Below are 25,216 nucleotides of genomic sequence, written 5' to 3' on the forward strand. Positions count from 1 at the left end.
GGAGGGCGGCCCCGAAAGACCGCCCTCCGCTCTCCCGTCATGAGTCGAGATTTGGCTAATGGATAAGCTTAAAGTCCAAGTGCCCACGCGTGGTATTGACGCGCGAGACCTCGATAATCACGCGCTGGCCCAGTTCATAGCGAGTCCCCGTGTCGGCACCTGTGAGCGTGAGCGCATCCTCGTCGAACTCGAACCACTCGTTGCCCAGGCTCTTGATCGAAACCAAGCCTTCGACCTGCGTCAGGTCCAAGCGCACAAAGAGGCCCATGCTGCTAACCCACGAGACGGATCCGGCATAGCGCTCGCCCAGACGGTCCTCATAGTACTGGGCAATCTTGATCTTTTGCGTCGCATGGCTGGCGGCATCGGCCGCACGCTCGGCATCGCTGCATGCGCGGCAGATCTGCGGCAGAATGCGCGGCAGCGACTCGCGCCCCTTGCCGATCAGTCGCGGCGTACGGACCAAGGCGTCCTTGCCGCCAAGCTGTTCATAGGCCAACTGCAGTTTGAGCACGCGGTGCACCACCAGATCGGGATAGCGACGGATGGGACTCGTAAAGTGACAGTAGCACGGCGCGGCGAGCGCAAAGTGGCCCTCGTTGCGCGGCTTGTACAGCGCACGCTGCATGCTGCGCAGAAGCAGCGTGTTGACGAGCGGTGCGTTTGCCGTACCGGCGGCAGCATCAACTGCAGCCTGCAGCTCATCGGGACTCCCCAGGGCAATACCGGCAGCACGGCGATCGTCGATGATGCCCAGCTGCGCCAGCGCAACGGCGGCACCGTGCAGGCTATCGGGGCTCGGATCCTCATGCACGCGATAGCAGGCCTCGATATCACGGTCTGCCAGCCACTCTGCAACGCACTCGTTGGCGAGTAGCATAGCTTCCTCGATAAGCGACGTGGCACACGAACGCTCGCGCGCCACAATCTGCACGGGCACTCCGTCCTCATCCAATAGAGCGCGAATCTCGGCCGTGTCAAAATCGACTGAGCCGCGGGCACGACGAATACGACGGCGAAGTTCGGCGAGTTCGTTGGCGGCGACAAGGAAATCGCCGAGGTCGACGTTATAGCCGCGAGCAGTTTCCTCGCACGCAAGACCGCGCTCAAGCGCCTCCTCGCGCGAGGCCTCAGCAGCCGCAACATCCTCAGCGGCGCCTTCCAGCACCGAATACTCAACAGCGTCGGCACGCACCAGCAGCGCCTCGGCGCCGTCATAGTCCATACGCACACGCGAGCGAATCACGCTGGGGTACGGATCGTAATGCCGCACGCGACCCTGCGCATCGAGCTCAATGTCAACGGTAAACGCAAGACGGTCCTCGTCAGGGCGAAGCGAGCATAGGTCACAGGACAGGCGTTCGGGCAGCATGGGAAGCACGCGATCGGCCAGATACACCGATGTCGTACGATGGCGAGCCTCAAGATCGATATGCCCGTCCCAAGCCACATAGTGAGAAACGTCAGCGATATGCACACCCAGCTTGTAGCCACCCTCGGGCGTGCGCTCAAGCGAAATGGCATCGTCAAAGTCGCGCGCGTCGACCGGGTCGATCGTGATGACAAAGCGGTCGCGCAGATCGCGGCGGAGCGGGTCCTTAAGCGCCGCGGACACATCGAGCGAAAGCCCCTCGGCCTCGTCCAGCGCGGCCTCGGGATAGCTATCGGTATAGCCGTAACGCGCCATCACGTATTGAACGCCCAAATCGGGCGCGTCATCTCCGCCAATGCGGCGTTCGATCGTCACGGTGCCCGATTCCAGGCGCGTCGGGTAGGTCAAAATGCGCGCGACAACGGCATCACCCGGGTGGACGCCCAGACGATCCGCCGAGGTATCCTCGGGCAGAATGAAGAAGTCGGCCTTCAGGCGCGAATCGAGCGGCTCGATCACACCGAGCGGACCAGCGGTCTGATACGTACCCACCACGCTTATGGCTGCGCGCTCAACCACGCCTTCGATCACGGCGCGCCGCTCACCGTGCGGGCTATTCTTAATGCTCACGGCAACGGTATCGCCATCCATGATCTCGCGCTTACCGCGGCCCATAACCTTGTAGTCGCCGCTCTCGGTTATGACATAGGCGCCATGCTCATGGAGCTGCACGCGCCCGGTCAGGCTCGGACGGCGTTCGCTGCGCACCGGCCCACGCTTATTGCGAGCACCGCGCTTATGCTTGTTATTGCGCCCCATGGCGCCTCCTTGCTATCGATGACGAACTCCAAAGAGTCTACCCAAATGATTCGCTTTCCTGCCGTCCCCTAGAGATCAAAAAACGGGCCGCCCCATAAGAGACGACCCGTTGGAAGGGATGAATTCCAGGCATGCCTACACGCGCAGGTAGCGGCGCATGGCTATGGCAGAACCAAAGAGACCGATAATCACACCGACCAGAATCAGCGCAGCATAGGTCACCAGGTAGTACTGCATCGGCAGGGCAAACGACATCCAGCCGATGCTCTCCTGCAAACGCGGAATCATCAGATTGCGCAGCAGCTCCAGAACGCCGATGGAAAGCAGCGAGCCCAAAATGGCCTGCAGTACGCCCTCGGTGATAAACGGGCCGCGAATGAAGCCGTTGCTGGCGCCGACCAGACGCATAATCGCAATCTCACGACGACGCGCCGTGATGGACAGGCGAATCGTATTGTTGATGAAGATGAATGCGATAAAGGTCAAAAGGCCAACGAGCACCACGGCGGCGATGCGGATGTAGTTGGTCACCTGGAACAGGCGGCTCACTTCCTCTTGGCCGTACAGCACGCTCGCGTTGACGTCGCCGTCATCCGCGATCTTCTGGAAGTCGGCGTTCTTCTTGAGCTTCTGGGCCGTGCTCTCGACCTTGGACGGATCGTCCATCTCAATTGCAAACGAAGCCGGCAGCGGGTTCTGGCCATCGAGCGCGCTCATGGTGGCGTCGGCGTTGCCCGACATCTTGCTCGTATACTCGGCCAGCGCGTCGTCCTTGTCCTTATAGGTCACGGACTTGACGTTATTCCACGTCTTAAGCTCGGCCTCAAAAGCCTGAACATCGGCCTGATCGGCGTCATCGCTAATGAACGCGTTGATGACAACCTGATCCTCGACGGTGCCGATCACGGAGTTCAGCATCGCGGAGCCCATGATGAACAGGCCGATGATAAACAGCGAAAGGAAGATCGTGATGACGGCGCCGAGCGAGGTAGTCCAGTTACGGAAGAAGTGACTGATTGCCTCTTTGAAGGAGTAGCCCACGTTAGTTGGTGCCATAGTTGCCGTAACCTCCCCTCTCCTGGTCGCGGATAACGTGGCCGCCCTCGAGGGCGATCACGCGACGGTGCATGCTATCGACCATCTCGCGGTCGTGCGTGGCGACGATCACGGTGGTGCCGGTGCGGTTAATACGCTCGAGCAGCTTCATGATGCCCAGCGAGATCGCCGGGTCGAGGTTGCCCGTGGGCTCGTCGCAGATCAGCAGCGGCGGACGGTTGACCATAGCGCGGGCGACGGCGACGCGCTGCTGCTCGCCACCGGAAAGCTGGTCGGGCAGCGAATCCATCTGATCGGCCAGACCGACCAGACGCAGCACCTCCGGCACCTGGCTGCGAATGACGCCCTTGGGCTTGCCGATGCACTGCAGGGCAAACGCCACGTTTTCGTAGGCGGTCTTTTGCGGCAGAAGCTTAAAGTCCTGGAACACGGCGCCAATCTGGCGGCGCAGGAACGGAACCTTGCGGTTCTTGATCTTCATGAGGTCCTGACCGGCAACCAAGATGCGGCCGCTCGTCGGCTTGACGTCGCGGTTGAGCGTCGACAGCAGCGTGGTCTTACCCGAGCCGGAATGACCGACCAGGAAGACGAACTCGCCCGGATAGATCTCGATGTTGATGTCGTCGAGTGCAGGCTTGTTGGGCTGTGCCGGATAGATCTTGGTGACATGCTCCATAAGGATGACGGGCTCGACACCGGCCTGCTTGGCCATCTTCTTGCGGCTGGCCTGCGGATCGATGGGCGCAAACACCGACGTAAAATCGGGGTTGTTGAGCGCGTTATCGAGGCTTGCGACCTCGGCTGCCTGATCGCTCTCGACCACCGGGGCAGCAGGCTGCGTGGGATCGGGAATAGCGGCAAAGAGGCCGGACTGCGCAGGCTGAGGAGCCGGTGTCGCAGGAGCCATGGGGTCGGGAATGCCGGCCATGCTAGGCTGCGGCGCGGCGGCGCCAGCCTGAGGCTGCTCCACGCGAGCGGTCACAGCCTGAACGGGCTCAAAACCCGCCGTGCCGGAAAGCGCGACATCGCTGGTGGGATTGTAGGCAAAGGGATCGGATGCCGGCTGTGCCTGATCTGCCGGCTGAGTGGGGGCCTGAGCAACAGGCTGGCCCTCTGAATCCGGAGTGGCGAAACGACTGCCCTGGACGCCTGTCTGCGTCTTGGGGGCATCATCGCCCGCACCGGAGGTACGGAAGTGGTTACCCACTGGTGCTCCTTATCGTCGTGCGTTTAAACTACATGAGCGCTTTGTATTTTAGCAGCATTAGCTTTGCTGCACATAAGAAGCATGGCGGGGTTTGGGTCTCACCGGCCGGGCGCAGGGTTACCTCCCAAATCGTCCTCGCGCATGGCCGGCATTTGTCCTGCTCCTGCGGAGCTGCGGACAAACGCCGGCCTGCGCTGCGGAAAGATTTGGGAGGTAACCCTGCGCCCGGCCTGCGGCTACTATGGGGCCGACGCACCAACTTGAGATGCTGCGCATACAAAATTGGAAGGGTCTGAATTGCACTTTGCTGGGATGGGCTCGTTTCCCCATGGGAACTTTGCTTGGCAGGACTCTAATTTAAATTCAGCATAAACAGGGGCGCCCTCTTTGAGGACGCCCCTGTTCTGGCTTGTTTGCGGTTGTCGACGCGATACTTTGCCTCGTCTTGCCTTATGCCAAGAACTCCTTGGTGGTCGCCACGATGTTGGCGGCGTCCAGGCCGTACTTGTGCAGGAGCTCGGCACCCGGGCCGGACTCGCCGAAGGTGTCGTTGACGCCAATCTTCTTGAGCGGCGTCGGGCACTGCTCACACAGAACGTCGGCGACGGCGCTGCCCAAGCCACCGATCACGGAGTGCTCCTCGACGGTCACGACGTGGCCGGTCTTGGTGGCGCTCTTGACGATCAGGTCGGCATCGATGGGCTTGATGGTGTGCATGTTAATGACCTCGGCGTCGATGCCCTCGGCGGCGAGCTGCTCGGCGGCTTCGAGAGCCTCGCCGACCATCAGGCCGCAGGCGATGATGGTGACGTCGGTGCCCTCGCGCATGACGATGCCCTTGCCCACCTCGAACTTGTAGGTCTCGGGGTCGTTGATAACCGGCGAGGCCAGACGGGCGAAGCGCATGTACACGGGGCCGTCGCACTCGTAGGCGGCGCGCGTCACGGCACGGGCCTCGATGTCGTCGGCGGGAACGATCACGGTCATGCCGGGGATGACACGCATCAGGGCGATATCCTCGCAGCACTGGTGCGTGGCGCCATCCTCGCCCACCGAGATACCGGCGTGCGTGGCACCGATCTTAACGTTAAGGTGCGGATAGCCGATGGAGTTGCGGACCTGCTCAAAGGCGCGACCGGCAGCGAACATGGCAAAGGTGCTCGCGAAGGCGACGCGGCCGGTGGTTGCGATACCGGCGGCGACGCCCATCAGGTTGCTCTCGGCAATGCCCACATCGAAGAAACGATCGGGGCAGGCGGCCTTGAACTTGCCGGTCTGCGTGGCGGCGGCCAGGTCGGCATCGAGGACCACAAAGTCATCGTGCTCGTTGGCGAGCTCGACGAGGGCCTCGCCGTAGCTTACGCGCGTGGCGATTTTCTTGACGTCTGCCATCCTAGAGCTCCTCTCCGGCGGCCGTGAGCTCTGCCATGGCCTGCTCAAACTGTTCATCGTTGGGGGCCTTACCGTGCCAACCTACCTGGTTCTCCATAAAGGAAACGCCCTTGCCCTTCATGGTCTCGGCGATAATGGCGGTCGGCTGGCCTTTGGTAGCGCGGGCCTCGGCAAAGGCGGCGCGGATCTGGTCAAAGTCGTTGCCGTCGGCGAGCTCCACCACATGGAACTTGAAGGCGCGGAACTTGTCGGCGAGCGGCATGGGGTCGTTGACCTCCTCGACAGGACCGTCGATCTGCAGGCCGTTGTGGTCGACGATCACGCAAAGGTTGTCGAGCTGCTGGTTGCCGGCAAACATGGCGGCCTCCCAGACCTGGCCCTCCTCGCTCTCGCCGTCGCCCAGCAGGGCGTAGGTGCGATAGTCGTCGCCCCAGTGCTTGGCGGCAACGGCCATGCCCACGGCGGCGGAGATGCCCTGGCCGAGCGAGCCGGTGGACATGTCGACGCCCGGGGTGTCGTTCATGTTGGGATGGCCCTGCAGGTGGCTGCCGATGTGGCGCAGCGTCTCGAGATCCTCCTTGGGGAAGAATCCGCGCTCGGCGAGCACGGCGTACAGACCAGGCGCGCAGTGACCCTTGGAAAGCACGAAGCGATCGCGGTCGGCCTTGCGGGGGTCGGCCGGGTCGACGTTCATTTCCTCAAAGTACAGATAGGTCATGATGTCGGCAGCGCCGAGCGAACCGCCCGGATGGCCGGACTTGGCAGCGTGCACGCCGGTGACGATGCCCTTCCTTACCTCGTTGGCAACCTTTTTGAGCTCTTCGTCGCTCATTGTGCCTTCCTTTCATCCTCTTTAGACAAGATGCGCACGGCACCGAAGGTAATCCCAACACAGCCGCAATGCACGTACGTCATTCATTATGCTGGAAACTGATGGCTTTACCAGAGTTTTTATCATTATTTGAACAATTTAGCAGGCAGAACCGCTGATGAAACGGTTTATCAATGTGAACGTCTTTTGGATGGGACGCGGTCGGCCCTACGCGCTAATGTCCTTGAATCCCTCGCCGAAGGCTTCCGTAACGTCAGCGACCGTCACAATGGCGTGAGGATCGCGCTCGCGCACAATCGTCTTGAGGGTATTGAGCTCTCGACGGCTCACGATGACCATAATCACCGGCTTCTCGGCACCCGAATACATGCCAGTCGCCTTAAACTTGGTACAACCACGACCCAGGCCATACATGATATCGGCAGCGATATCAGGAAACTTGTCCGAGATGATGAGTACCATACGGCGCTTGTTGCCACCATCGACCACGGCATCGATCACGTAGCCGCTAATGACCATCGAAAGGCCTGCATATAGTGCGTTTTCGACTGAAAAGACCGGAGCCGACAGCGCGCACACGGCAACGTCGATTGCCATGACGGTCGAACCTACCGGCAGCGAGGTGTTACGCGAGATGATTTGGCCAATCGTGTCCGAGCCGCCGGTGTTGGCGCCGGCGCGCAACACCATGCCGTAACCGATGCCCGTAATAATGCCGCCCCACATAGCGGGAAGCATCAGGTCCGCATCCGCCAGAGGTGCTACAAACGGGGCGAACAGATCGGTGAAGAAGCCCAGCAGCACAAAGCCCGTCGCGGTCTGCACCACGCAGAACATGCCGCCCTCGCGCATAACGACCAGCAACAGCAAGGCGTTCATCACGATCGTCTGAATACCAACGGGAAGCGATAGGCCGCGCGACGCACCGACCGCCTGGATAATGGTGGCAAGGCCCGTAACGCCACCGGCAGCAAGGCCGTTGGGAATCAAAAACAGGTCGGTCGCAATAGCGGCCAGAGCGCACCCCAACATAATCTGGGGCAGGTCGTGAAAAAAGTTCATCGAAAGAATGCGCTTGATGTCCAGACGATATGCCATGCTGCCTCCCTCAAAAAAGCGCACCCCATCGGATGCGCTTTGAACTTCTTCTTGTATTCGATTCTACCGATTCGCCGGGCAAAAACCACCCCTGCGCAGGGTTTGCTCTGGATACAAAACCACCCTGCTGGGAGGGTTTTAATCCATTTCCACATAAACCGAGCGGTTTAAGCAGACGGGGTCTCCGCATCGGCGTTGCCAGTGGCCCAGCGATGGTAGCCAATAACAAACGGGTCCAGGTCGCCATCGTCAAGAACAGCCTCGACATTGCTGGTCTCCACGCCCGAGCGCAGATCCTTGACCATCTGGTACGGGTAGAGCACGTAGCTACGAATCTGGTTGCCAAAACCAATCGTGGTCTTGGGTCCGCGAATCTCATCGAGCGCCTCGGCGCGCTTCTCGAGCTCAATCTCGTACAGGCGAGCCTTGAGGATCTGCATGCACGCGGCCTTGTTCTGGATCTGGCTGCGCTCGTTTTGGCAGGTGACCACAATGCCGCTGGGAAAATGCGTCACGCGCACGGCGGAGTCGGTGGTGTTGACGCCCTGACCGCCCGGGCCGCTCGCGTGGTACACGTCCACTCGGATGTCATCGGGACTGATTTCGATGTCGATATCATCGGGTAGCACGGGGATGACCTCGACGCCGGCAAACGTGGTCTGGCGGCGCTTCTTGTCGTCGGTGGGGCTAATGCGAACCAAGCGATGGACGCCGGCCTCGGCGCGCAGCATGCCAAATGCGTCCTTGCCCTCGACGGTAAAGGTCGCGCGGTCGATGCCGATGACCTCGGCCGCGGGACAGTCGTTGATGGTGACCTTCCAGCCGCGACGCTGGCAGTACTTCATGTACATCTTAAAGAGCATGAAGGTCCAGTCCTGGGCCTCCAGACCACCCTGTCCGGGCTTGATGGTCACAATGGCATCGCCGTGATCGAACTCACCGGTAAACCAGCTCGAAAGCTCAAGCTCATCGATGGCACGGGCCAGGCGCTCAGCCGTGGCTGTAGCCTCCTCGCGAAGGGCGACGGCGTCGGGGTCATCCCCCATCTCCTCGGCAAGCTCCAGCGCGGCGCGGGCATCGGAAAGCTCGCCGCGCGCGGTGTCCACGGCAGCGATATCTTCCTTGGTGCGCGCGATCTCCTCCATAGTGGCACGGGCAGCGTCGGCGTCATCCCAAAAGCCGGGGGCCACGCTTTTAGCCTCGAGCTCGGTCACGCGCGTGCGCTTTTCGTCCAAATGGAGATACGACTCGACCTCGCCGAGCCGGTCCGCGAACGCGTCCAGCTCGGCGGGCGTCACCTCTAAAGACTCAGCCATTAACGATTCCTGCCGTGGCAGTACTTAAACTTCTTGCCGCTACCGCAGGGGCACGGGTCGTTGCGGCCCACGTTGACGTACGGATCGTCGCTCTCGGACTTGCGATAGGTGGTCACCTTGCCACCGTTGTTGACGGCAGCCGGTCCGCCTTGGACAGCCGTGCGGGCCTGCACCTGCGCCTGCTTGCGCAGCACCGAGTCGCCGTTGTCACCATCGACCTCGGCAGGACCGGAGAAGCGCGCGCCCTCGAGCGCGGGCTCCTCCTTGTGCTCCACGGCACGCGGGGCAGCCTTGATCTCGATGCGCAGAACCGTGCGCAGGTAATCCTCATACATGGTATCGACGAGTATCTGGAACGCGCCGTAGGCCTCGGTCTTGTACTCGACCAGCGGGTCGCGCTGGCCAAAGCCGCGCAGGCCGATGCCGGTCTTGAGGTAGTCCATCTCCTGCAGGTAGTTCATCCAGCGGGTATCGATGACGCGCAGCATGACCTGGGTGTTGAGCTCGCGCATCAGGTCCTCGCCCAAGCGCTCGGCCTTCATGTTGTAGCACTTCTCTACGTAAGCCAGGACATCGGCAGCCAGGGCCTCATAATCCTCGTCGGGGAACTTCGGCGTATCGATGTGGCCGGTGAGCTCCACAACCCACTTGCGCAGGCCCTCCAGGTCGCGCTCGCCATCGTGACTGTCCTTGGTGCAGAACTCCTGCACGCAGCGGTACACGGTGTCGTGCATGACCTCGGTGATGTGGTCGGTCAGGTCCTTGCCGTCCAGAATCTTATTGCGCTCGGCGTAGATGACCTGGCGCTGCTTGTTCATGACGTCGTCGTACTCAAGGACGCTCTTACGCATGGAGAAGTTGATGCTCTCGACCTTGTGCTGGGCGCTCTCGACGGCCTTGGAGATGATCTTGTGCTGGATGGGCATATCGTCGCCCATGTCGGCCGTGACCATCATCTTGGAGACGCGGTCCATCTTGTCGCCACCGAACAGGCGCATGAGGTCGTCCTCGAGCGACAGGTAGAACTGGGTCTCGCCCGGATCGCCCTGACGGCCGGAGCGGCCGCGCAGCTGGTTGTCGATACGACGGGACTCGTGGCGCTCGGTGCCGATAACGGTCAGGCCGCCGGCGGCAAGCACGCGCTCGCGCTCGGCCTTGCAGGTCTCCTTGGCCTCGGCGTTAAACTGCTCGAGCTGCTCGGGCGTCACGTCCTCCATGGTCAGGCCCTCGTACTCCAGGCGCTCGCGCACCAACTCGTCGGGGTTGCCGCCCAGCAGGATGTCGGTACCACGACCGGCCATGTTGGTGGCGATGGTCACGGCGCCATAGCGACCAGCCTGGGCCACGATATGGGCCTCGCGTTCATGGTGCTTGGCGTTGAGGACCTCGTGCGCGATGCCACGCTTGGTAAGGGCGGCGGACAGCTTCTCGGAGCTCTCGATGGAGACGGTGCCCACCAGGACCGGCTGTCCCTTGGCGTGGCGACGCTCCACATCGTCGGCGACGGCGTTGTACTTGGCCTGAATGGTGCGGTACACCAGGTCCTCGTGGTCCACGCGCTGCACGGGCTTGTTGGAGGGGATGACCTCGACGGGCAGCTTGTAGATCTCGCGGAACTCGGCATCCTCGGTAAGTGCCGTGCCGGTCATGCCGGAGAGCTTGTCATACAGACGGAAGTAGTTCTGCAGGGTGATGGTGGCCAGGGTCTGGTTCTCCTCGCGTACGAGCACGCCCTCTTTGGCCTCGATGGCCTGGTGCAGGCCCTCAGAATAGCGGCGGCCTTCCATAATGCGGCCGGTGAACTCGTCGACGATCTTGACCTCGCCGTTGGTGACCACATACTGCTTGTCGCGGTGGAACATGTACTGGGCCTTCAGCGCCTGCTGCAGGTGGTTGACCAGCTGGCCGGAGAGATCGGCATAGATGTCATCGATACCCAGGCGGCGCTCGATCTTCTTAAGACCGCGCTCGGTGGCAGCGATGGTGTGCTTGGCCTCGTCCATGACGTAGTCGCCCGTGGGTTCAACGTCCTCGGTGGCGGTAAGCATGTCGTGCGACACGTCCTCGCCGCGCTCAAGGCCACGCACGGCACGCGCAAAGTCCTTGTAGGTACTGGCGGACTTGGTGCCAGCGCCCGAGATGATCAGCGGGGTGCGAGCCTCATCGATCAGGATGGAGTCAACCTCGTCGACGATGGCGTAGTTGTGGCCGCGCTGCACGCGCTGCTCGGGACGGGTAACCATGTTGTCGCGCAGGTAATCAAAGCCGAACTCGGAGTTGGTGCCGTAGGTGACGTCGGCCTGGTAGGCCGGGCGCTTGAGCTCGAGCGGCATGTTGTTCTGGAGCAGACCGACGGTCATGCCCAGGTACTTGTAGATGCGGCCCATCCACTCGGAGTCGCGCTTGGCAAGGTAATCATTGACAGTAACGACGTGCACGCCCTTGCCGGCAATAGCGTTGAGATAGCCGGCCAACGTGGAGACGAGGGTCTTGCCTTCGCCAGTCTTCATCTCGGCGATGTGGCCCTCGTGCAGTGCCATGGCGCCAATGAGCTGCACGTCAAAGTGGCGCATACCCATGGTGCGCTTGGAAGCCTCGCGCACGGTGGCAAAGGCCTCGGGGAGCATGTCGTCGAGCGACTCACCGTTGGCGTAACGCTCACGGAACTTATCGGTCTGGCCGCGGAGTTCCTCCTCGGTCATCTTCTCAAACTGGGGCTCAAGACCGTTGATCTGGTCGACGATCTTGTAGTAGCGCTTAAGGTCCTTATCGGATCCAAAGGACAGCAGCTTTGACATGAATCCCATGTGGTTTTCCTTTTTGGCCATCGCCCACGCCGTGCAGCTGCGGGCGAGTTAAACACAGATGATTGTACTTTAGCCAAACAAGGCGCGGCCTATACGGTCGACCTCGACCGCCACGTAATAACTATGACCAACCTGCCGCAATGGAACAGGTTTATTTTGGCAGGTTTTATCTGAGCAAACGCCGTCTCTCTGCCATTTGGTGCAAGCAAACCTGTCCCCTTCGCACCAATCTGGTGCAATGGGGACAGGTTGGCTTGCACCAATAAAAAGAAAAGGGCCGCGCACCCAAACGGATGCACGGTCCTTATGCCATGAATGCGAGCGATTCCGCGGCGAGCTATTTACTCAGCAGCCTCGGTGGTCTCGGCCTCGGCAGCGGCCTCCTCGACGGGAGCCTCTGCGGGAGCCTCGGCGGCCTGCTTGGCAGCCTCCTCGGCAAACTTAGCAGCACGCTTAGCCTTCTCGGCAGCCTTGGCCTCAGCGGCGGCCTTGCGAGCAGCCTCGGCCTCAGCAGCCTTGGCGGCCTTGGCAGCCTTGGCCTCCTCGGCCTTCTTGAGCTGAGCGGCAGCGGCGCCACCGAACTTGTCGGCGAAGCGCTGGACGCGTCCACCGGTGTCGACGAACTTCTGCTGGCCGGTGTAGAACGGGTGGCACTCGTTGCAAAGCTCGACCTTCATCTCGGACACGGTAGCGTGCGTCTTGAAGGTGTTGCCGCAGGAGCACGTCACCGTGCACTCGACATACTGGGGATGGATACCCTGCTTCATGGTAGGACTCCTTATTGGTCAGGCGCTGGTTACCGATCAGCGCATAAGGCGTCTTGGTTTCCGACCAAGACAACAAACTCGGCTATGGTACCACAGCGCCGCGCGTCCCACAAAAGGTTCACGGTCTTTGTGCAACACGGCGTGGCCAACCGCAGCGGACACGCACCCTGTTGTCCCTTCTCCCATGTTGCAGACGTGTAACGCCGCAGTAAGCACACCCCTTTTGGCGCCAGACAGGTACAATGATGAACACTGTACCGTAGCGGAGCGCCCCACGCGCGCCGCAACCACGCGAAAGGGTTTCCCATGGCCGAGATCTCGTCCTCCCGTATCGTCATCACCGTCCTTGGCAAGAACCGCCCCGGCATCGTCGCCGGCGTCACCCGCGTTCTGGGCGAGGCCAACGTCGACATCCGCGACATCACGCAGTCCATTATCGAGGACATCTTCACCATGACCATGCTGGCCGACACCGCCGAGTCCAAGCTCGACTTCGCCGAGCTGCAGAAGGCCCTGGCCGAGGCCGGCGAGCTTTCGGGCGTCAACGTGTCCATCCAGCGCGAGGACGTCTTTAACTTTATGTACCGCCTGTAGCGAACAAGCCGCTCGGGGCAGCTTGACGTCATATCGTCCAAGCGCGCGGCCCCAAAGCGGACCGGAGAGGAGCGCACATGGCCTACGACGCCAAGAAAATCTATTACCGCTTCGATGACCACTTGAGCCGACTGGTTCTGGATTACGAAGCAAGCCGCCAGATTTCGTCTGAGAGCGAAAGCCTCTACCACGGCCTGCCGACCGACCCTTATGACGAGGGCTTGTTCGAAGAGCACAATGTCAAGCGCGGCCTGCGCAATGCCGACGGCTCGGGCGTGGTCGCGGGCCTCACTCGTATCTCGGATGTGCACGGCTACAACAAGGTCGACGGAAAGGTCGTGCCCGATCAGGGCAAGCTCACGCTTCGCGGCTACAGCATCGAGGATCTGGTCAACAATGCCCAGGCCGAGAATCGCTACGGCTACGAGGAAGTCGCCTATCTGCTTATCACGGGTTCGCTGCCCAACAAGGAAGAGCTCGACGGCTTTTGCGAGCGCCTGGGCGCCTTTAGACATCTGAGCGACGAGTACGTTAAAGAGTTCCCTATGACCACGGTATCGTCGAGCATCATGAACGTGCTCCAGCGCGCCGTACTGCTGCTCTACGCCTTCGATGCCGAACCAGACGTGATCACGCCCGAGCACGAAATCGACGTCGCCATTTCCATGCTCGCACGTCTCCCGCGCATCGCCGCCTTCGCACACATGGCCTCGGTCGCCAAGCTTCGCGGCTCCGAGGTTCACGTGCCGCACCCCACGCCCGGTCTCTCCACCGCCGAGACCATCCTACAGGTCCTGCGCGGCGGCATGGCGTTCACCCGCGATGAGGCGATGCTGCTCGACGTTATGCTCATGCTGCATGCCGAGCACGGCGGCGGCAACAACTCCACCTTCGCTTGCCGCGTGCTGTCGTCTTCGGCCACCGACCCGTATTCCGCCTACGCCGCGGCTATCGGCTCGCTCAAGGGCCCGCGCCACGGTGGTGCCAATGCCAAGGTCGTGTCTATGCACGAGGACATCCGCGCGCATGTCTCCAACTGGGAGGACGAGGACGAGGTCGCGGCCTACCTGGGCAAGATCCTCGACAAGCAGGCCTTCGACGGCACGGGCCTCATCTACGGCATGGGCCACGCCGTCTATACGCTCAGCGACCCGCGCGCCGAGGTCTGCCGTCGTTACGCGCGCACACTTGCCGCCAAGAAGAACCTGGGCGATGAGTTCGCGCTCATCGAGCGCATCGAGCGCCTGGCACCCCAGGTCATGCGCGACCACGGCATGACCAAGCCCATCTGCGCCAACATCGACCTGTACACGGGCTTTATCTACAAGATGCTCGGCGTGCCCGAAACGCTCTTTACGCCGCTATTCGCCGTCGCCCGCATGGCCGGCTGGTCGGCACACCGTATGGAAGAGCTCTTCTGCGCGCACCGTATCATCCGCCCCGCCTATCGTCCGGTGATCGAGCCGCTGGAGTACAAGCCGCTCGCCGACCGCTAGGACGCGGACCGTTATAGAACTCGAGCGTGGCCAGGGACCCAAGCCCTCGGCCACGCTTTTTATGCCAGTAGAAAGGGTTGCATCAAATGATTGTGTTTTCCGATATGGATGGGACGCTGCTGACGAGCGATAAGCAAATGAGCGATGCCACCTGGGCGATGCTCGACGAGCTCGCACGTCGTGGCATCGAGTTTGTTCCCTGCACGGGACGTCCACTGTCGGGCATCTTTAAGCCCATCCTCGCCCACCCCGCCGTACACTACGCGGTCTGTGCTAACGGTGCCAGCGTCTGGCAGCTCGACGACGGTACGCCTACCGATGTCTCACGTGCTACGCGCATTTTGAGCCGACCGCTCGACCGCGCCATCGCCCACCGCGTCCATAGCATTGCCGCCGGCCACGATGTGACCTTCGATATCTTCGCGGACGGGCAGTGCTTCCTCCCCCGCTCGCTCTACGAGCGCCTGGACGAATTCTGCGGCGGCGACCCCCACATCGCAGCTTCGCTCAAGCGCACGCGAACGCCGATCGACATGGATATCGACAGCAAGATCGACGGAGTCGAGACACTCGAACGCATCGCCATGTACTGGCACGACCCAGCCGATCGCGACGCCATCGCGGCAGCGCTCGACACGCTCGAAGGCATCGAGGTCACGCGTTCGTACGCCATGAATATCGAGGTCATGGGCGAGGGAGCCACCAAGGGAACGGCCCTCACGTGGCTATGTGAGCACCTGGGCGAGCGTCTCGCCGACGCCTGGTCGTTCGGCGACAACATCAACGACATTCCCATGCTGCAGGCAGCGGGCCACGGCATGGCCATGATCAACGCCGAGTCCGAGGACCGCGAGGCCGCCGACGCCATCACCGAATACGACAACGACCACGACGGCGTCGCCCGCACCATCATGGCCGCCCTCGCCTAGTCATTGGTCAGTCATTGGGGACGTTCTTAAACGACTAGTCACTGGGGACACTCTTCGCAAAAAGCTGCAAGGACTGTCCCCCACTGTCGGCAGAAAAGGAACGTCCCCATCTGCCGAATTAGGAGAGACTCTCCAGCACGCGACGGAGCTCCTGCTGGACGGCGTGGTCGCGGTTGCAACCCACCACGCGATCGGCCACCGCCTTAAGCGCGGGGCGCGCGTTTTCCATCGCGCAGCCCGTGCCGACAAAGCGAATGATCTCGTAGTCGTTCATCGAGTCGCCAAACGCCATGACCTCGTCGCGACCAATGCCGTAATGCTCCGCGAGCTGCGCGATACCCGAGGCCTTCGACACACCAGGCTGCATGGCATCGATCCACGCGTTGCCCGAAGGCGCAAAAGTAAAGAGCTGACCAAGTTCGCGCTGTAGCACGTACGCACTGTCCATAACCGCACTGTCGTCGCAAAAGATACTCGCCTTGATGATATTTACGCTGGGATCGGGCAGCTCCCAAATGCGCTCGGCATTGGGAAGGTCCTTATCGACCTCACGCACGAACTTGCTCTCGTCATCGAGCAGGAAGGACTTGGTACGGTCAAAGAGCGCAAGATGCAGATTGGGAAACGTCGCGACGGCCTGGGCGAGCCTTCGAATCGCCAGGTGCGAATACACCTCACGGTCTACCATCTTACCGTCGGCGTAGACTTGGGCGCCGTTAGCGGCGACAAAGTCCATCTTGTCGCGAACGGGCGCAAAGAACTCGCACAGGCGATCGTAGCGACGACCTGACGATGCGGCGAAATGCACGCCATGCTCGTGTAGCGCCAGAATCAGTTCGTAGGTCTCGGGAGGCACCTGGCCGTTTTCGTCAAGCAGCGTGCCGTCCATATCGGATGCAATCAGTTTAAACATAGAAAAGCTCCCTTCGGGCTTGTTGGAATCGAACGTGTATCCGATTCCAACGTACCCAAAGGGAGCTCAAATAAGACTCCGCGGGCGTAAACGTTACAAGGACCTGGCAAATAGCTCACACATGCCAGAGGTCTCACGGTCGCGGCGTCAGGCGACACGCCACCCCGATGACTAGTCGGCGTAGGTGAAGGTTGTAACGTCGAACATGCCCTCGGGGCGGATGCGGAGCGTCGGGATAACCGGCAGGGGCAGGAAGATGATGCCCATGATGGGGTCGAGCGGCGGCTCAATACCCATGGCGCGTGCCTTGACCATAAAGTCGTCGTGCTGCGCGGCAACGTCCTCGGCCGTGCCTTCGCTCATAAGGCCACCGAGCGGCAGCGGAATGCGCGCCACGACCTCGCCGTTACGCACCAGCACGTGGCCGCCCTGGCCCACGGCCTCAACGGCAGCCATCATATCGGCCGCGTTGTCGCCCACCACGCACACGTTGTGCGAGTCGTGGCCGATCGTCGAGGCGATGGCACCGCCCGTAATGGTAAAGCCACGCACCCAGCCGCGACCAATGTGCTTGCCAACAAGACCCAGGCCCGCAGGGCCATCACCGTCGGCCCCCTCGGCCTGCAGTGACAAGCCGCGGCCGTGGCGCTCGATCAGCATAATGCGGCGCAGGCCCTCGGCATTCTCGGGACGAGCCATGCCCGTGATGGCCTTGCCCGGCACCACGTCGATCACGGCCTCGCCCGGCTTAAAGGCATAGTCGAACACGTCAAGCGATAGCTTCGGCAGCTTAACGGAAGCACGCAGCTCATCGGCAAGGGCCGCAACCTCGGCCATCTCGGGTGCGATCTCGCCCACAAAGGTGCCGTCCTGCGCCACCAGAGCACCGGCGGCATATACGCGATGCGGAGCCGTGGCAAACGTCAGGTCGTTGAGTACCAGCAGGTCGGCACGCTTGCCCGGGGCGATGGCGCCACGCAGCTCGTGCGGGTCGCGGCAACCGTGGTCCAGGCCAAACGCCTCGGCCGTGGAGAGGGACGCCATAGAGATGGCAACCACGGGGTCGATACCGGCCTCGATAGCCACGCGACAGGCATTGTCGATCATGCCGGTCGCAAGCGCATCGGAAGGGGCGCGGTCGTCAGTCGCAAAGCAACAGCGGCGGGCGCGCGCGGGATTCTCCAGCAGCATCGGCGACAGGTTGGCCAGGTCATGGCTGCAGGTGCCCTCGCGCAGCATCACGTACATGCCACGAGACAGCTTGTCGAGCGCCTCCTCGGGAATCGTCGACTCATGGTCGGCGATAATGCCCGCCGCGGCATAGGCATTGAGGTCCTTGCCGGCAACGAGCGGCGCATGGCCGTCGACCTGCTTGGACGGCGTCTGGTTGGCAGCATCGATGCGAGCACAGGTCTCAGGATCGGCCATAAAGACACCCGGCAGGTTCATCATCTCGCCCAGGCCAAAAACGTCGCCCGGATGCTCGGCAAAAAACGCCTGCATGTCAGCGGCGGTAATCACAGCGCCCGCTTGCTCATCGGGCAGCGCGGGCACGCACGAAGGCATCATGTACTTGATGGAGATGGGTGTACGGCGGCCGTCCTCGATCATAAAGCGCAGACCGTCCAGGCCCGCCACGTTGGCAATCTCGTGGCTGTCGGCAATGGCGGTGGTGGTACCGCGCGTCGCCGCCATGCGCGCATACTCGGCGGGGCGGATGTTCGAGGACTCAATGTGCAGATGTCCGTCGATAAAACCGGGGGCGAGATAGCGACCCTGGCAGTCGATAACCTCGGCAGCCTCATAGGTACCGGCGGCATCGTCGCGCCCGTTGTAGAGCACGCCGACGATTACGCCGTCCTTGACGGCAACGCTACCGGGCGCCACGCGCTGACCGTACACGTCGACAATCTGCGCATTGGCAAACAGCGTGTCGACGGGCACGCGGCCCTCGGCAGCGTCGATCACAGACCTCATGACCTCAACGGACATACATACTCCTTTAACCGTAGAAATAACTGCGGGGCGGACGGGCCTTCACCGCAGCAAGCCAATAGCCATTGTATGCCCAAAAGAAGGTCCCGCTAACACCCCGTCCGCTTAACGGCACACGCCGCTTGGCGCAATGGGGACAGGTTACTTTGCACCAATGACAAGGAGTGTCCCAAAGTGCCGGCACAAAAGGAACGTCCCCAAGTGCCAAAAAAGCCGCAGCCGGAATCGTTCCGGCTGCGGCCCTATTGCACATGTTAGGTTGACCTACTTGCTAGACCAACTTAAAGCCCTTGCGCTTGCCTACTGAGAGGGTGTCGCCCAGCTTGAGGGCGCTCGGGTCGATGTTGTAGCTCTTGGGAGCCACCGCCTCGCCGTTGATCTTGACGCCGCCGCCGTCAATGTCGCGACGGGCCTGGCCGGCGCTCGCCGAAAGGCCCAGGTCCTTAAGCAGGCCTGCGAGGTAGATCTGGCCCTCGTCGTTGACGGTCAGCTCGACATGCTTCTCGGGGAAGTCGGCAAGCTGGCCCTCCTTGAACACGCGGTCGAACTCGGCCTGAGCCTCGTCACCGGCACCGGCGCCGTGATAGGTGTCGCACAGGTCGCGGCCCAGCGCGCGCTTGAGCTCATAGGGATCGGCGGAACCGTCGGCCAGGGCAGCGTCGATCTTGTCGACCTCGGCCGGGGTGAGCGAGCTGGCCAGACGATAGTACTTGCCGATCATCTCGTCGGGGATGGACATCGTCTTGCCGAACATATCCTTGGGAGCATCGGTCAGGCCGATGTAGTTGCCGTAGGACTTGGACATCTTGCGCACGCCATCGGTGCCCTCGAGCAGCGGCATGGTAAGCGCGATCTGCGGCTCCATGCCCATCTTCTCCATGAGCTCGCGGCCGGCGAGCAGGTTGAAGAGCTGGTCGGTGCCGCCCATCTCCACGTCGGCCTTGATCTGAACGGAGTCGAAGGCCTGCATCACGGGGTACAGGAACTCGTGGAGGGCGATCGGCGTCTGGGACTGGTAGCGCTTGGTAAAGTCATCGCGCTCGAGGATGCGGGCGACGGTGAACTTGGAGCACACCTGCAGCAGGCCGGCCAGATCCATCGACAGGATCCAGTCGCCGTTGTGCACGATGGTGGTCTTCTCGGGATCCAGGATCTTCATGGCCTGGCTCACGTAGGTCTCGGCGTTGGCCTCAATCTGCTCCTGCGAAAGCTGCGGGCGGGTGGAATTCTTGCCCGAAGGATCGCCGATCAGTGCGGTGCCGTTACCGATGATGAGGGTGACCTTGTGGCCCAGGTCCTGGAACTGACGCATCTTGCGCAGGGGCACGGCATGGCCCAGGTGCAGGTCGGGGCTGGTGGGATCGACGCCGAGCTTGATGTTGAGGGGCTCGCCCTTCTCAAGCTTCTTGCGAAGGTCGGCCTCGGGGACGATCTGCGCTGCGCCCGAGGTGATGATACGCATTTGCTCGTCGACAGACAGCATTGGGTATCCTCCTTTTGCTATAGCACCCTCACCGGATACGGCGGTGCTCGAAGTTCATAAACCCACTCATAATAACCAAAACGGCGCGGCCGAACACCTACGACAGGAAAATCCTCGTCCTGCCGCACGCGTCGATAACGACCGGCAAACGCGTGCCGTCACGTTCGACCAAAAAGCGCGCCTGCTGACGGCGCGAGCAGTCACGGCAACGGACCTGCCCCGTTGCATCCGTGGCGCAGGCGCCCTCGGCAGTCAGCAAGCAGTGCTCGCACACCATGATCTCGGGACGGTCGGCATCGACAGGCCCCAAGACACCGGGGCAAGCGGCAAGCTCGGCAACACGCTCCGCATCATTGCCGAGCAACTCGGCCGACAAGCACACCCGCCCCGCACCGAGTCCGCGCAGCCAGGTAAGCGTGGCCCGATTGGCACAGAACACCGGCGCCGCCACGTCAAACGTTGTGCCCAGCTCGCGGGCCATCGCCACTTGTCCCAGATTGCGGCAGACGACGCGCCCGGCACGCTGCATAAGCGCCCGAGTCCGCTCGGCGTCGCCCGCGCGGCACACTTCGTCGAGCACCACCGTTGTATCGGACAGATCTCGCTCATCGCGCGGACCCACATCCATCAGCTCCCAGGCAAAGACCATACGAGCAAAATCCTCGCGCTTTACCGGCCCCGCCGACCCCGCCAACTCCGTCGACGCGCCGCCATCCACCGCAGCGTCCTCAAAGGGCAGCACCTCAACGGCACGCGCAACGGGCGCAATCGCATCCGCCTCGGCCCGCATGCGCTCCAACACCGCCGTCGTCTGATCCAACACGCCGGCGCTGCGAATCAGATAGACCTCGCAGCCCGCGTCCACCTTACGCTTGCAATGCACGACGACGCGCTTCCCCGCTGCGGCATCCACCGGGCAGGGCACCTGCGGCCAGCGCTTGGGCACATCGGGACGCGCGTCGACACCCGGATAGAACCGAATCTCGAGCGTGTCACCCGCCGCCACGGCGGCATCGAGCTCAACGGTCACCTCTTCGTGGCCCACAGCGACCAAGCGCCCCACGCGCACGCCCTGGTTGATCGCGCGCTCAAAGCTCATGAGCTCGGCACCCGAACGACCCCGCAGGTAAGCATCGGTAAACCCACGGTTAAACGACCTTCCCAGCTCGCGTTCAAGCTCTTCCACGGCACCGGAGTCCCACGCGCCGTCGCACAGCATATCGAGTGCCCGACGCCACACCCTCACCACGTTGAATACGTAATCGGGATTCTTCATGCGTCCCTCGATCTTGAGCGATGCCACGCCGGCGGCAACAAGCTCGGGCAGGTGCGCGATACCCAGATAGTCACGCGGACAAAGCAGGCGGTCTCCCTCGACGGCAACAACACTCTGCCCCGCCTCGTCCACTAGGTCGTACGCCAGACGGCACGGCTGCGTGCAGTCGCCGCGCATCGCCGAGCGCCCACGCCGCAGGGCCGAGAACTCGCACGCCCCCGAATAGCCGATGCAAATCGCACCGTGGCAGAATACCTCGATGGGCACGCCCGTGGCACATAGCGCCGCAATCTCGTCGACCGTCAGCTCGCGTGCCGTCGTCACGCGCTCGACCCCCAGCTCATCGGCGGCAAGCCGCACGGCACCCTCGCTATGAGCGCCCGCCTGCGTGGACAGGTGAATCTCGACCCCGGGAATCGCCGCGCGCAGCGCGCAGGCCAACCCGGCATCGGCGACAATCAGAGCATCGGCGCCCAGCTCCAGTGCATGAGCTCCCAACGCCACCGCGTCGGACAACTCATCGTCAAACACGAACACGTTGAGCGTTACGTACACACGCACGCCATGGGCATGCGCCACGGCGCAGCCGCGCGCAAACTCGTTATCCGTAAAGCCATGGGCGCTCACACGGGCGTTAAAGCCGCCCAACCCCGCATAGATGGCATCGGCACCCGCGGCGATGGCCGCAAGCATCTGGTCGAGTCCGCCCGCCGGCGCCAGCAGCTCGGGCAGCGCCGCACCGGCAGCATCCAATCCAGTCTCGTATTGTCCGCTCGGCCCCATCGTCCGAATCGCCATCGACAAACTCCTTACCAAGGTATGCATTCACTCTGAAAAATGCCGTCTTCCAGCATACACGAGGCCTCGCGCGCCCCGTTTGGTTTATCGTGTAATAACTTATGTCCATCCTGCCCCGACGGCACATCCACCGTCTGGCACGACATACCTGGAGGTCAATATATGGGTCCTCGCCAACGACAGGGACACAGCCGTTCAAAGACGCACGCCCTGCCCATAATCCTGCTCTCGTTTTTGGGCTTTCTGCTGATTGCGGGCGTGGCGTTTGGCATCGGCATGGTCGGTAACGTCAACCGCTGGCTGTCCGATCTGCCCGACTACACCGACGCCAACGCGTATCTGGTGAGCGAGCCCACCGAGATCGTCGACTGTAACGGCAACAAGATCGCGAGCTTCTACACGCAAAACCGCAAGTCCATCACCAAGGACGAGGTCTCCCCCTACGTGCTGCAGGGCACCGTTGACGTCGAGGACGAGCGCTTCTACGAGCACGGCGGTATCGACCTGTGGGGTATCGCGCGTGCTGCGGTGGCAACCCTCGGCGGCGGGCACGAAGGCGCCTCGACGATCACCCAGCAGCTTGTGCGCAACACCATCCTGCAGGAGGAGCAATTCGACTCGACCATTGAGCGTAAGGTGCGCGAGGCCTACATCGCCATCAAGATGGAGGACATGTACTCCAAAGACGAGATCCTCATGATGTACCTCAACACCATCTATTACGGCCACGGCGCCTACGGCATCGAGGCCGCAGCCGAGACCTATCTGTCCAAGAGCGCCGCCGACCTCACCCTGAGCGAGGCCGCGCTACTCATCGGCCTTCCCAACTCGCCTTCGCAGTACGACCCCACGGTCAATCCCGATCTGGCACTGTCTCGCCGCAACAAGGTTCTCGACAACATGCTGCGCCTGGGCCACATCACCCAGGAGGAGCACGATGCCGCACAGGCCGAGCCCATCACCCTCAATGTGACCGAAATCTCGGGCAGCGGCGTCGACGTATACTCGCAGCCCTACTTTGTCTCCTACGTCAAGCAGCTGCTGGAGCAGGAGTTCTCGACCGACGTGCTCTTTAAGGGCGGCCTGACCGTCAAGACCACCATCGACCCCACGATGCAGCAGGTGGCAGAGAATGCCGTCCGCGAGCAGCTCGACACGCTCTCGCTTGACGGCCTGGACATGGGCATGGTCGTCGTCGACCCCAAGACCGGCTACATCAAGTGCATGGTGGGCGGCTACGACTACAACGCCGACGAGAACCACGTAAACCATGCCACGGCCAAGCGTCCCGTCGGCTCCACCTTTAAGGCCTTTACGCTGGCAACTGCCATCCAAAACGGCATGAACCCCAACGTCACCCTCAACTGCAACTCGCCGCTCAAGGCCAAGGGCACCACGACCGAGGTCCAAAATTACGCCAACCAGAGCTACGGCAACATCACGCTTAAGCAGGCGACGGCATACTCCTCCAACACCGGTTACATCCAGGTGGCGGAAGCCGTCGGCAACAGCAAGATCATCTCGCTCGTCAAAAAGCTCGGCATCGACCCCGCCAAGGACAACATCGAGGACGTTCCCGTCATGACGCTCGGCACCGGCTCGATCTCGCCACTCGAGATGGCCGCCGCCTACGCGACGTTTGCCAACGGCGGCTACTATCGCCAGCCGATCGCCATCACCGAGATTGATTCTCGTACCGGTTCGGTGCTGTACCAGCACACCGACAATCCCTCACAGGTGCTTACCGAGGGCGAGGCCGCCGCGGTCACCGATGTTCTGTCCGGCGTCATGAAGGGCAGCGGTACGGGTGCTGCCGGCGCCCTGAGTGTCAACCAGCCCTATGCCGGCAAGACGGGCACCACCGACAACACCACCAACCTTTGGTTCTGCGGCTATACCCCGCAGCTGGCGTGCGCCCTGTGGACCGGCTATTCCGCGGGCGAGATCCCCATCCAAAAGTACGGCACGGACCTGCTGGGCGACAGCACCAACCTACCTGTCTTTAAGCGGTTTATGAACACCGTTCTGACCGGTACCGAGCGCGAGGAGTTTGCGACCGGAACGGCGCCCACCTACAAGAACAACAGCGTCTGGAAGTTCTACGGCACCAACAACACCAAGAAGTCGGAGAACGACGACAAGGACGAGGACGAAGAGGAAGAGGAAACCACCACAACAACTACCACGACGACCACGACCACCGAGACCACGGGCGGCGACACCACCGGCGGCACCGGTACGACCGGTGGCTCGACGGGCGGCTCCACTGGTGGCTCGACGGGCGGCTCCACTGGTGGCTCGACCGGCGGCGATGGCGGCACGCCTACGCCTACGCCCACTCCCGACCCCTCGCCCACGCCTGACGATACGGTCGGCTAAGAAGTACGCGACTAAAGCCAACAAGGCCCCGAGCAGCTTATTGAACTGCTCGGGGCCTTTTAGTTTGAAGCGACCTGGTGGGCGGTCTTTATACCGGCAAACAAAAAGGGGTACCGACCAACGTCGATGCCCCTTACAAGCCACTATGTCAGCGCACGCAATGCCGAGCGCACGGCCCGCACACCTACTTGCGAGAATTGCTCAGCTTATTGATCAGCGCCTCGAGGCGCTCGCCGTCCTCGGCCGTCTGGGCAATAACCAAAATCGTATCGTTGCCGGCAAGCGAGCCAAGCACATCGGGCAACTCTGCCGCATCAACGGCGGCGGCGATGCCGGAAGCCGTGCCAGGCTGAGCCTTGATCATAACCAGATTATCGGTACGCAGAACGCCCGTTACGAGCTCGGAAACCATACGCTGCAGGTGCAGGTCCTCTGCCAGAACATAGATGCCCTCAGGGAGCTTACGCAGCCCCATATCGGCAATATCGCGAGAGACAGTCGCCTGCGTGCAATCAAAGCCCATAGCACGGAGCTCATCGACCAGCACGCGCTGCGTGCGGACATCCTTATTGCGCACAATATCTCTAATGGCATCCTGGCGCCCATTGCGTTTTTTAGCCATACAAACCCTCTCTCCAAAAGATGGCGGAGACAATCAATCAGTGATTGAATAGTTTAACGCTATTT

18 protein-coding genes are annotated in these 25,216 nt (G+C 61.9%); 4 read left to right on the forward strand and 14 right to left on the reverse strand.

Annotation, left to right across the window (positions count from 1 at the left end; translation table 11 throughout):
* Window positions 1-55: 55 nt before the first annotated feature.
* The 9 genes from DWV58_RS00235 to rpmE form a co-directional block, all read right to left on the reverse strand.
* Window positions 56-2,191 (reverse strand): ribonuclease R family protein, encoded by a 2,136-nt coding sequence (locus DWV58_RS00235; RefSeq protein ID WP_117775817.1) that lies wholly within the window; start codon window positions 2,189-2,191, stop codon window positions 56-58.
* A gap of 135 nt (window positions 2,192-2,326) precedes the next feature.
* The gene (gene ftsX / locus DWV58_RS00240; RefSeq protein ID WP_089572231.1) at window positions 2,327-3,247 is read right to left on the reverse strand and encodes a permease-like cell division protein FtsX; all 921 of its coding nucleotides are present in this window, start codon (window positions 3,245-3,247) and stop codon (window positions 2,327-2,329) included.
* Window positions 3,234-4,454 carry a cell division ATP-binding protein FtsE gene (gene ftsE, locus DWV58_RS00245; protein WP_117775818.1) on the reverse strand — a complete coding sequence of 407 codons (1,221 nt, stop codon included), beginning with the start codon at window positions 4,452-4,454 and terminating at the stop codon, window positions 3,234-3,236. The genes ftsX and ftsE overlap by 14 nt, the downstream gene beginning before the upstream one ends.
* 450 nt (window positions 4,455-4,904) lie before the next feature.
* Window positions 4,905-5,846, reverse strand: a complete 942-nt coding sequence (locus DWV58_RS00250) for a transketolase family protein (protein WP_117775819.1) — start codon at window positions 5,844-5,846, stop codon at window positions 4,905-4,907.
* A gap of 1 nt (window position 5,847) precedes the next feature.
* Window positions 5,848-6,678: a transketolase gene (locus DWV58_RS00255; protein ID WP_055285663.1), complete on the reverse strand. Its 831-nt coding sequence runs from the start codon at window positions 6,676-6,678 to the stop codon at window positions 5,848-5,850.
* 207 nt (window positions 6,679-6,885) lie between these two features.
* The gene (locus tag DWV58_RS00260; protein ID WP_117775820.1) at window positions 6,886-7,776 is read right to left on the reverse strand and encodes a YitT family protein; all 891 of its coding nucleotides are present in this window, start codon (window positions 7,774-7,776) and stop codon (window positions 6,886-6,888) included.
* A 167-nt stretch (window positions 7,777-7,943) separates the two neighbouring features.
* The gene (gene prfB / locus DWV58_RS00265) at window positions 7,944-9,092 is read right to left on the reverse strand and encodes a peptide chain release factor 2 (protein WP_117775821.1); all 1,149 of its coding nucleotides are present in this window, start codon (window positions 9,090-9,092) and stop codon (window positions 7,944-7,946) included.
* Entirely contained in the window at window positions 9,092-11,899 is a 2,808-nt protein-coding gene (gene secA, locus DWV58_RS00270) for a preprotein translocase subunit SecA (RefSeq protein WP_117775822.1), read from the reverse strand. Before secA ends, prfB begins: the two co-directional genes overlap by 1 nt.
* 341 nt (window positions 11,900-12,240) lie before the next feature.
* Window positions 12,241-12,666 (reverse strand): 50S ribosomal protein L31, encoded by a 426-nt coding sequence (rpmE, locus tag DWV58_RS00275; RefSeq protein WP_006235303.1) that lies wholly within the window; start codon window positions 12,664-12,666, stop codon window positions 12,241-12,243.
* A 306-nt stretch (window positions 12,667-12,972) separates the two neighbouring features.
* On the opposite strand from rpmE, the gene DWV58_RS00280 reads away from it, so the two are divergent.
* From DWV58_RS00280 to DWV58_RS00290, 3 genes are all read left to right on the forward strand, one after another.
* Window positions 12,973-13,260: an ACT domain-containing protein gene (locus tag DWV58_RS00280; RefSeq protein ID WP_006235289.1), complete on the forward strand. Its 288-nt coding sequence runs from the start codon at window positions 12,973-12,975 to the stop codon at window positions 13,258-13,260.
* Between the two features lie 77 nt (window positions 13,261-13,337).
* A complete protein-coding gene (locus tag DWV58_RS00285; protein WP_117757069.1) occupies window positions 13,338-14,756 on the forward strand; it encodes a citrate synthase in 1,419 nt (472 codons plus the stop codon).
* 86 nt (window positions 14,757-14,842) lie between these two features.
* Window positions 14,843-15,685 (forward strand): Cof-type HAD-IIB family hydrolase, encoded by an 843-nt coding sequence (locus DWV58_RS00290; protein ID WP_117775823.1) that lies wholly within the window; start codon window positions 14,843-14,845, stop codon window positions 15,683-15,685.
* Window positions 15,686-15,803: 118 nt separating this feature from the next.
* Here the strand turns inward: DWV58_RS00290 and DWV58_RS00295 are convergent, their stop codons facing one another.
* From DWV58_RS00295 to DWV58_RS00310, 4 genes are all read right to left on the reverse strand, one after another.
* The gene (locus DWV58_RS00295) at window positions 15,804-16,598 is read right to left on the reverse strand and encodes a Cof-type HAD-IIB family hydrolase (RefSeq protein ID WP_117638124.1); all 795 of its coding nucleotides are present in this window, start codon (window positions 16,596-16,598) and stop codon (window positions 15,804-15,806) included.
* Window positions 16,599-16,769: 171 nt separating this feature from the next.
* Complete coding sequence (locus DWV58_RS00300; protein ID WP_117775824.1) at window positions 16,770-18,590, reverse strand: adenine deaminase; 1,821 nt, start codon at window positions 18,588-18,590, stop codon at window positions 16,770-16,772.
* A 274-nt stretch (window positions 18,591-18,864) separates the two neighbouring features.
* A complete protein-coding gene (gene tyrS, locus DWV58_RS00305) occupies window positions 18,865-20,076 on the reverse strand; it encodes a tyrosine--tRNA ligase (protein WP_117638126.1) in 1,212 nt (403 codons plus the stop codon).
* Window positions 20,077-20,173: 97 nt separating this feature from the next.
* Window positions 20,174-22,150: a U32 family peptidase gene (locus DWV58_RS00310; protein ID WP_158549268.1), complete on the reverse strand. Its 1,977-nt coding sequence runs from the start codon at window positions 22,148-22,150 to the stop codon at window positions 20,174-20,176.
* 162 nt (window positions 22,151-22,312) lie between these two features.
* Between DWV58_RS00310 and DWV58_RS00315 the strand changes: the two genes are divergently transcribed.
* Window positions 22,313-24,529, forward strand: a complete 2,217-nt coding sequence (locus tag DWV58_RS00315) for a transglycosylase domain-containing protein (RefSeq protein ID WP_117629204.1) — start codon at window positions 22,313-22,315, stop codon at window positions 24,527-24,529.
* A gap of 184 nt (window positions 24,530-24,713) precedes the next feature.
* Here the strand turns inward: DWV58_RS00315 and DWV58_RS00320 are convergent, their stop codons facing one another.
* Window positions 24,714-25,151, reverse strand: a complete 438-nt coding sequence (locus DWV58_RS00320) for an arginine repressor (protein WP_006235280.1) — start codon at window positions 25,149-25,151, stop codon at window positions 24,714-24,716.
* Between the last annotated feature and the right edge of the window lie 65 nt (window positions 25,152-25,216).

The sequence above is a fragment of the Collinsella sp. AF11-11 genome (assembly GCF_003465485.1).
Lineage (GTDB): Bacteria > Actinomycetota > Coriobacteriia > Coriobacteriales > Coriobacteriaceae > Collinsella.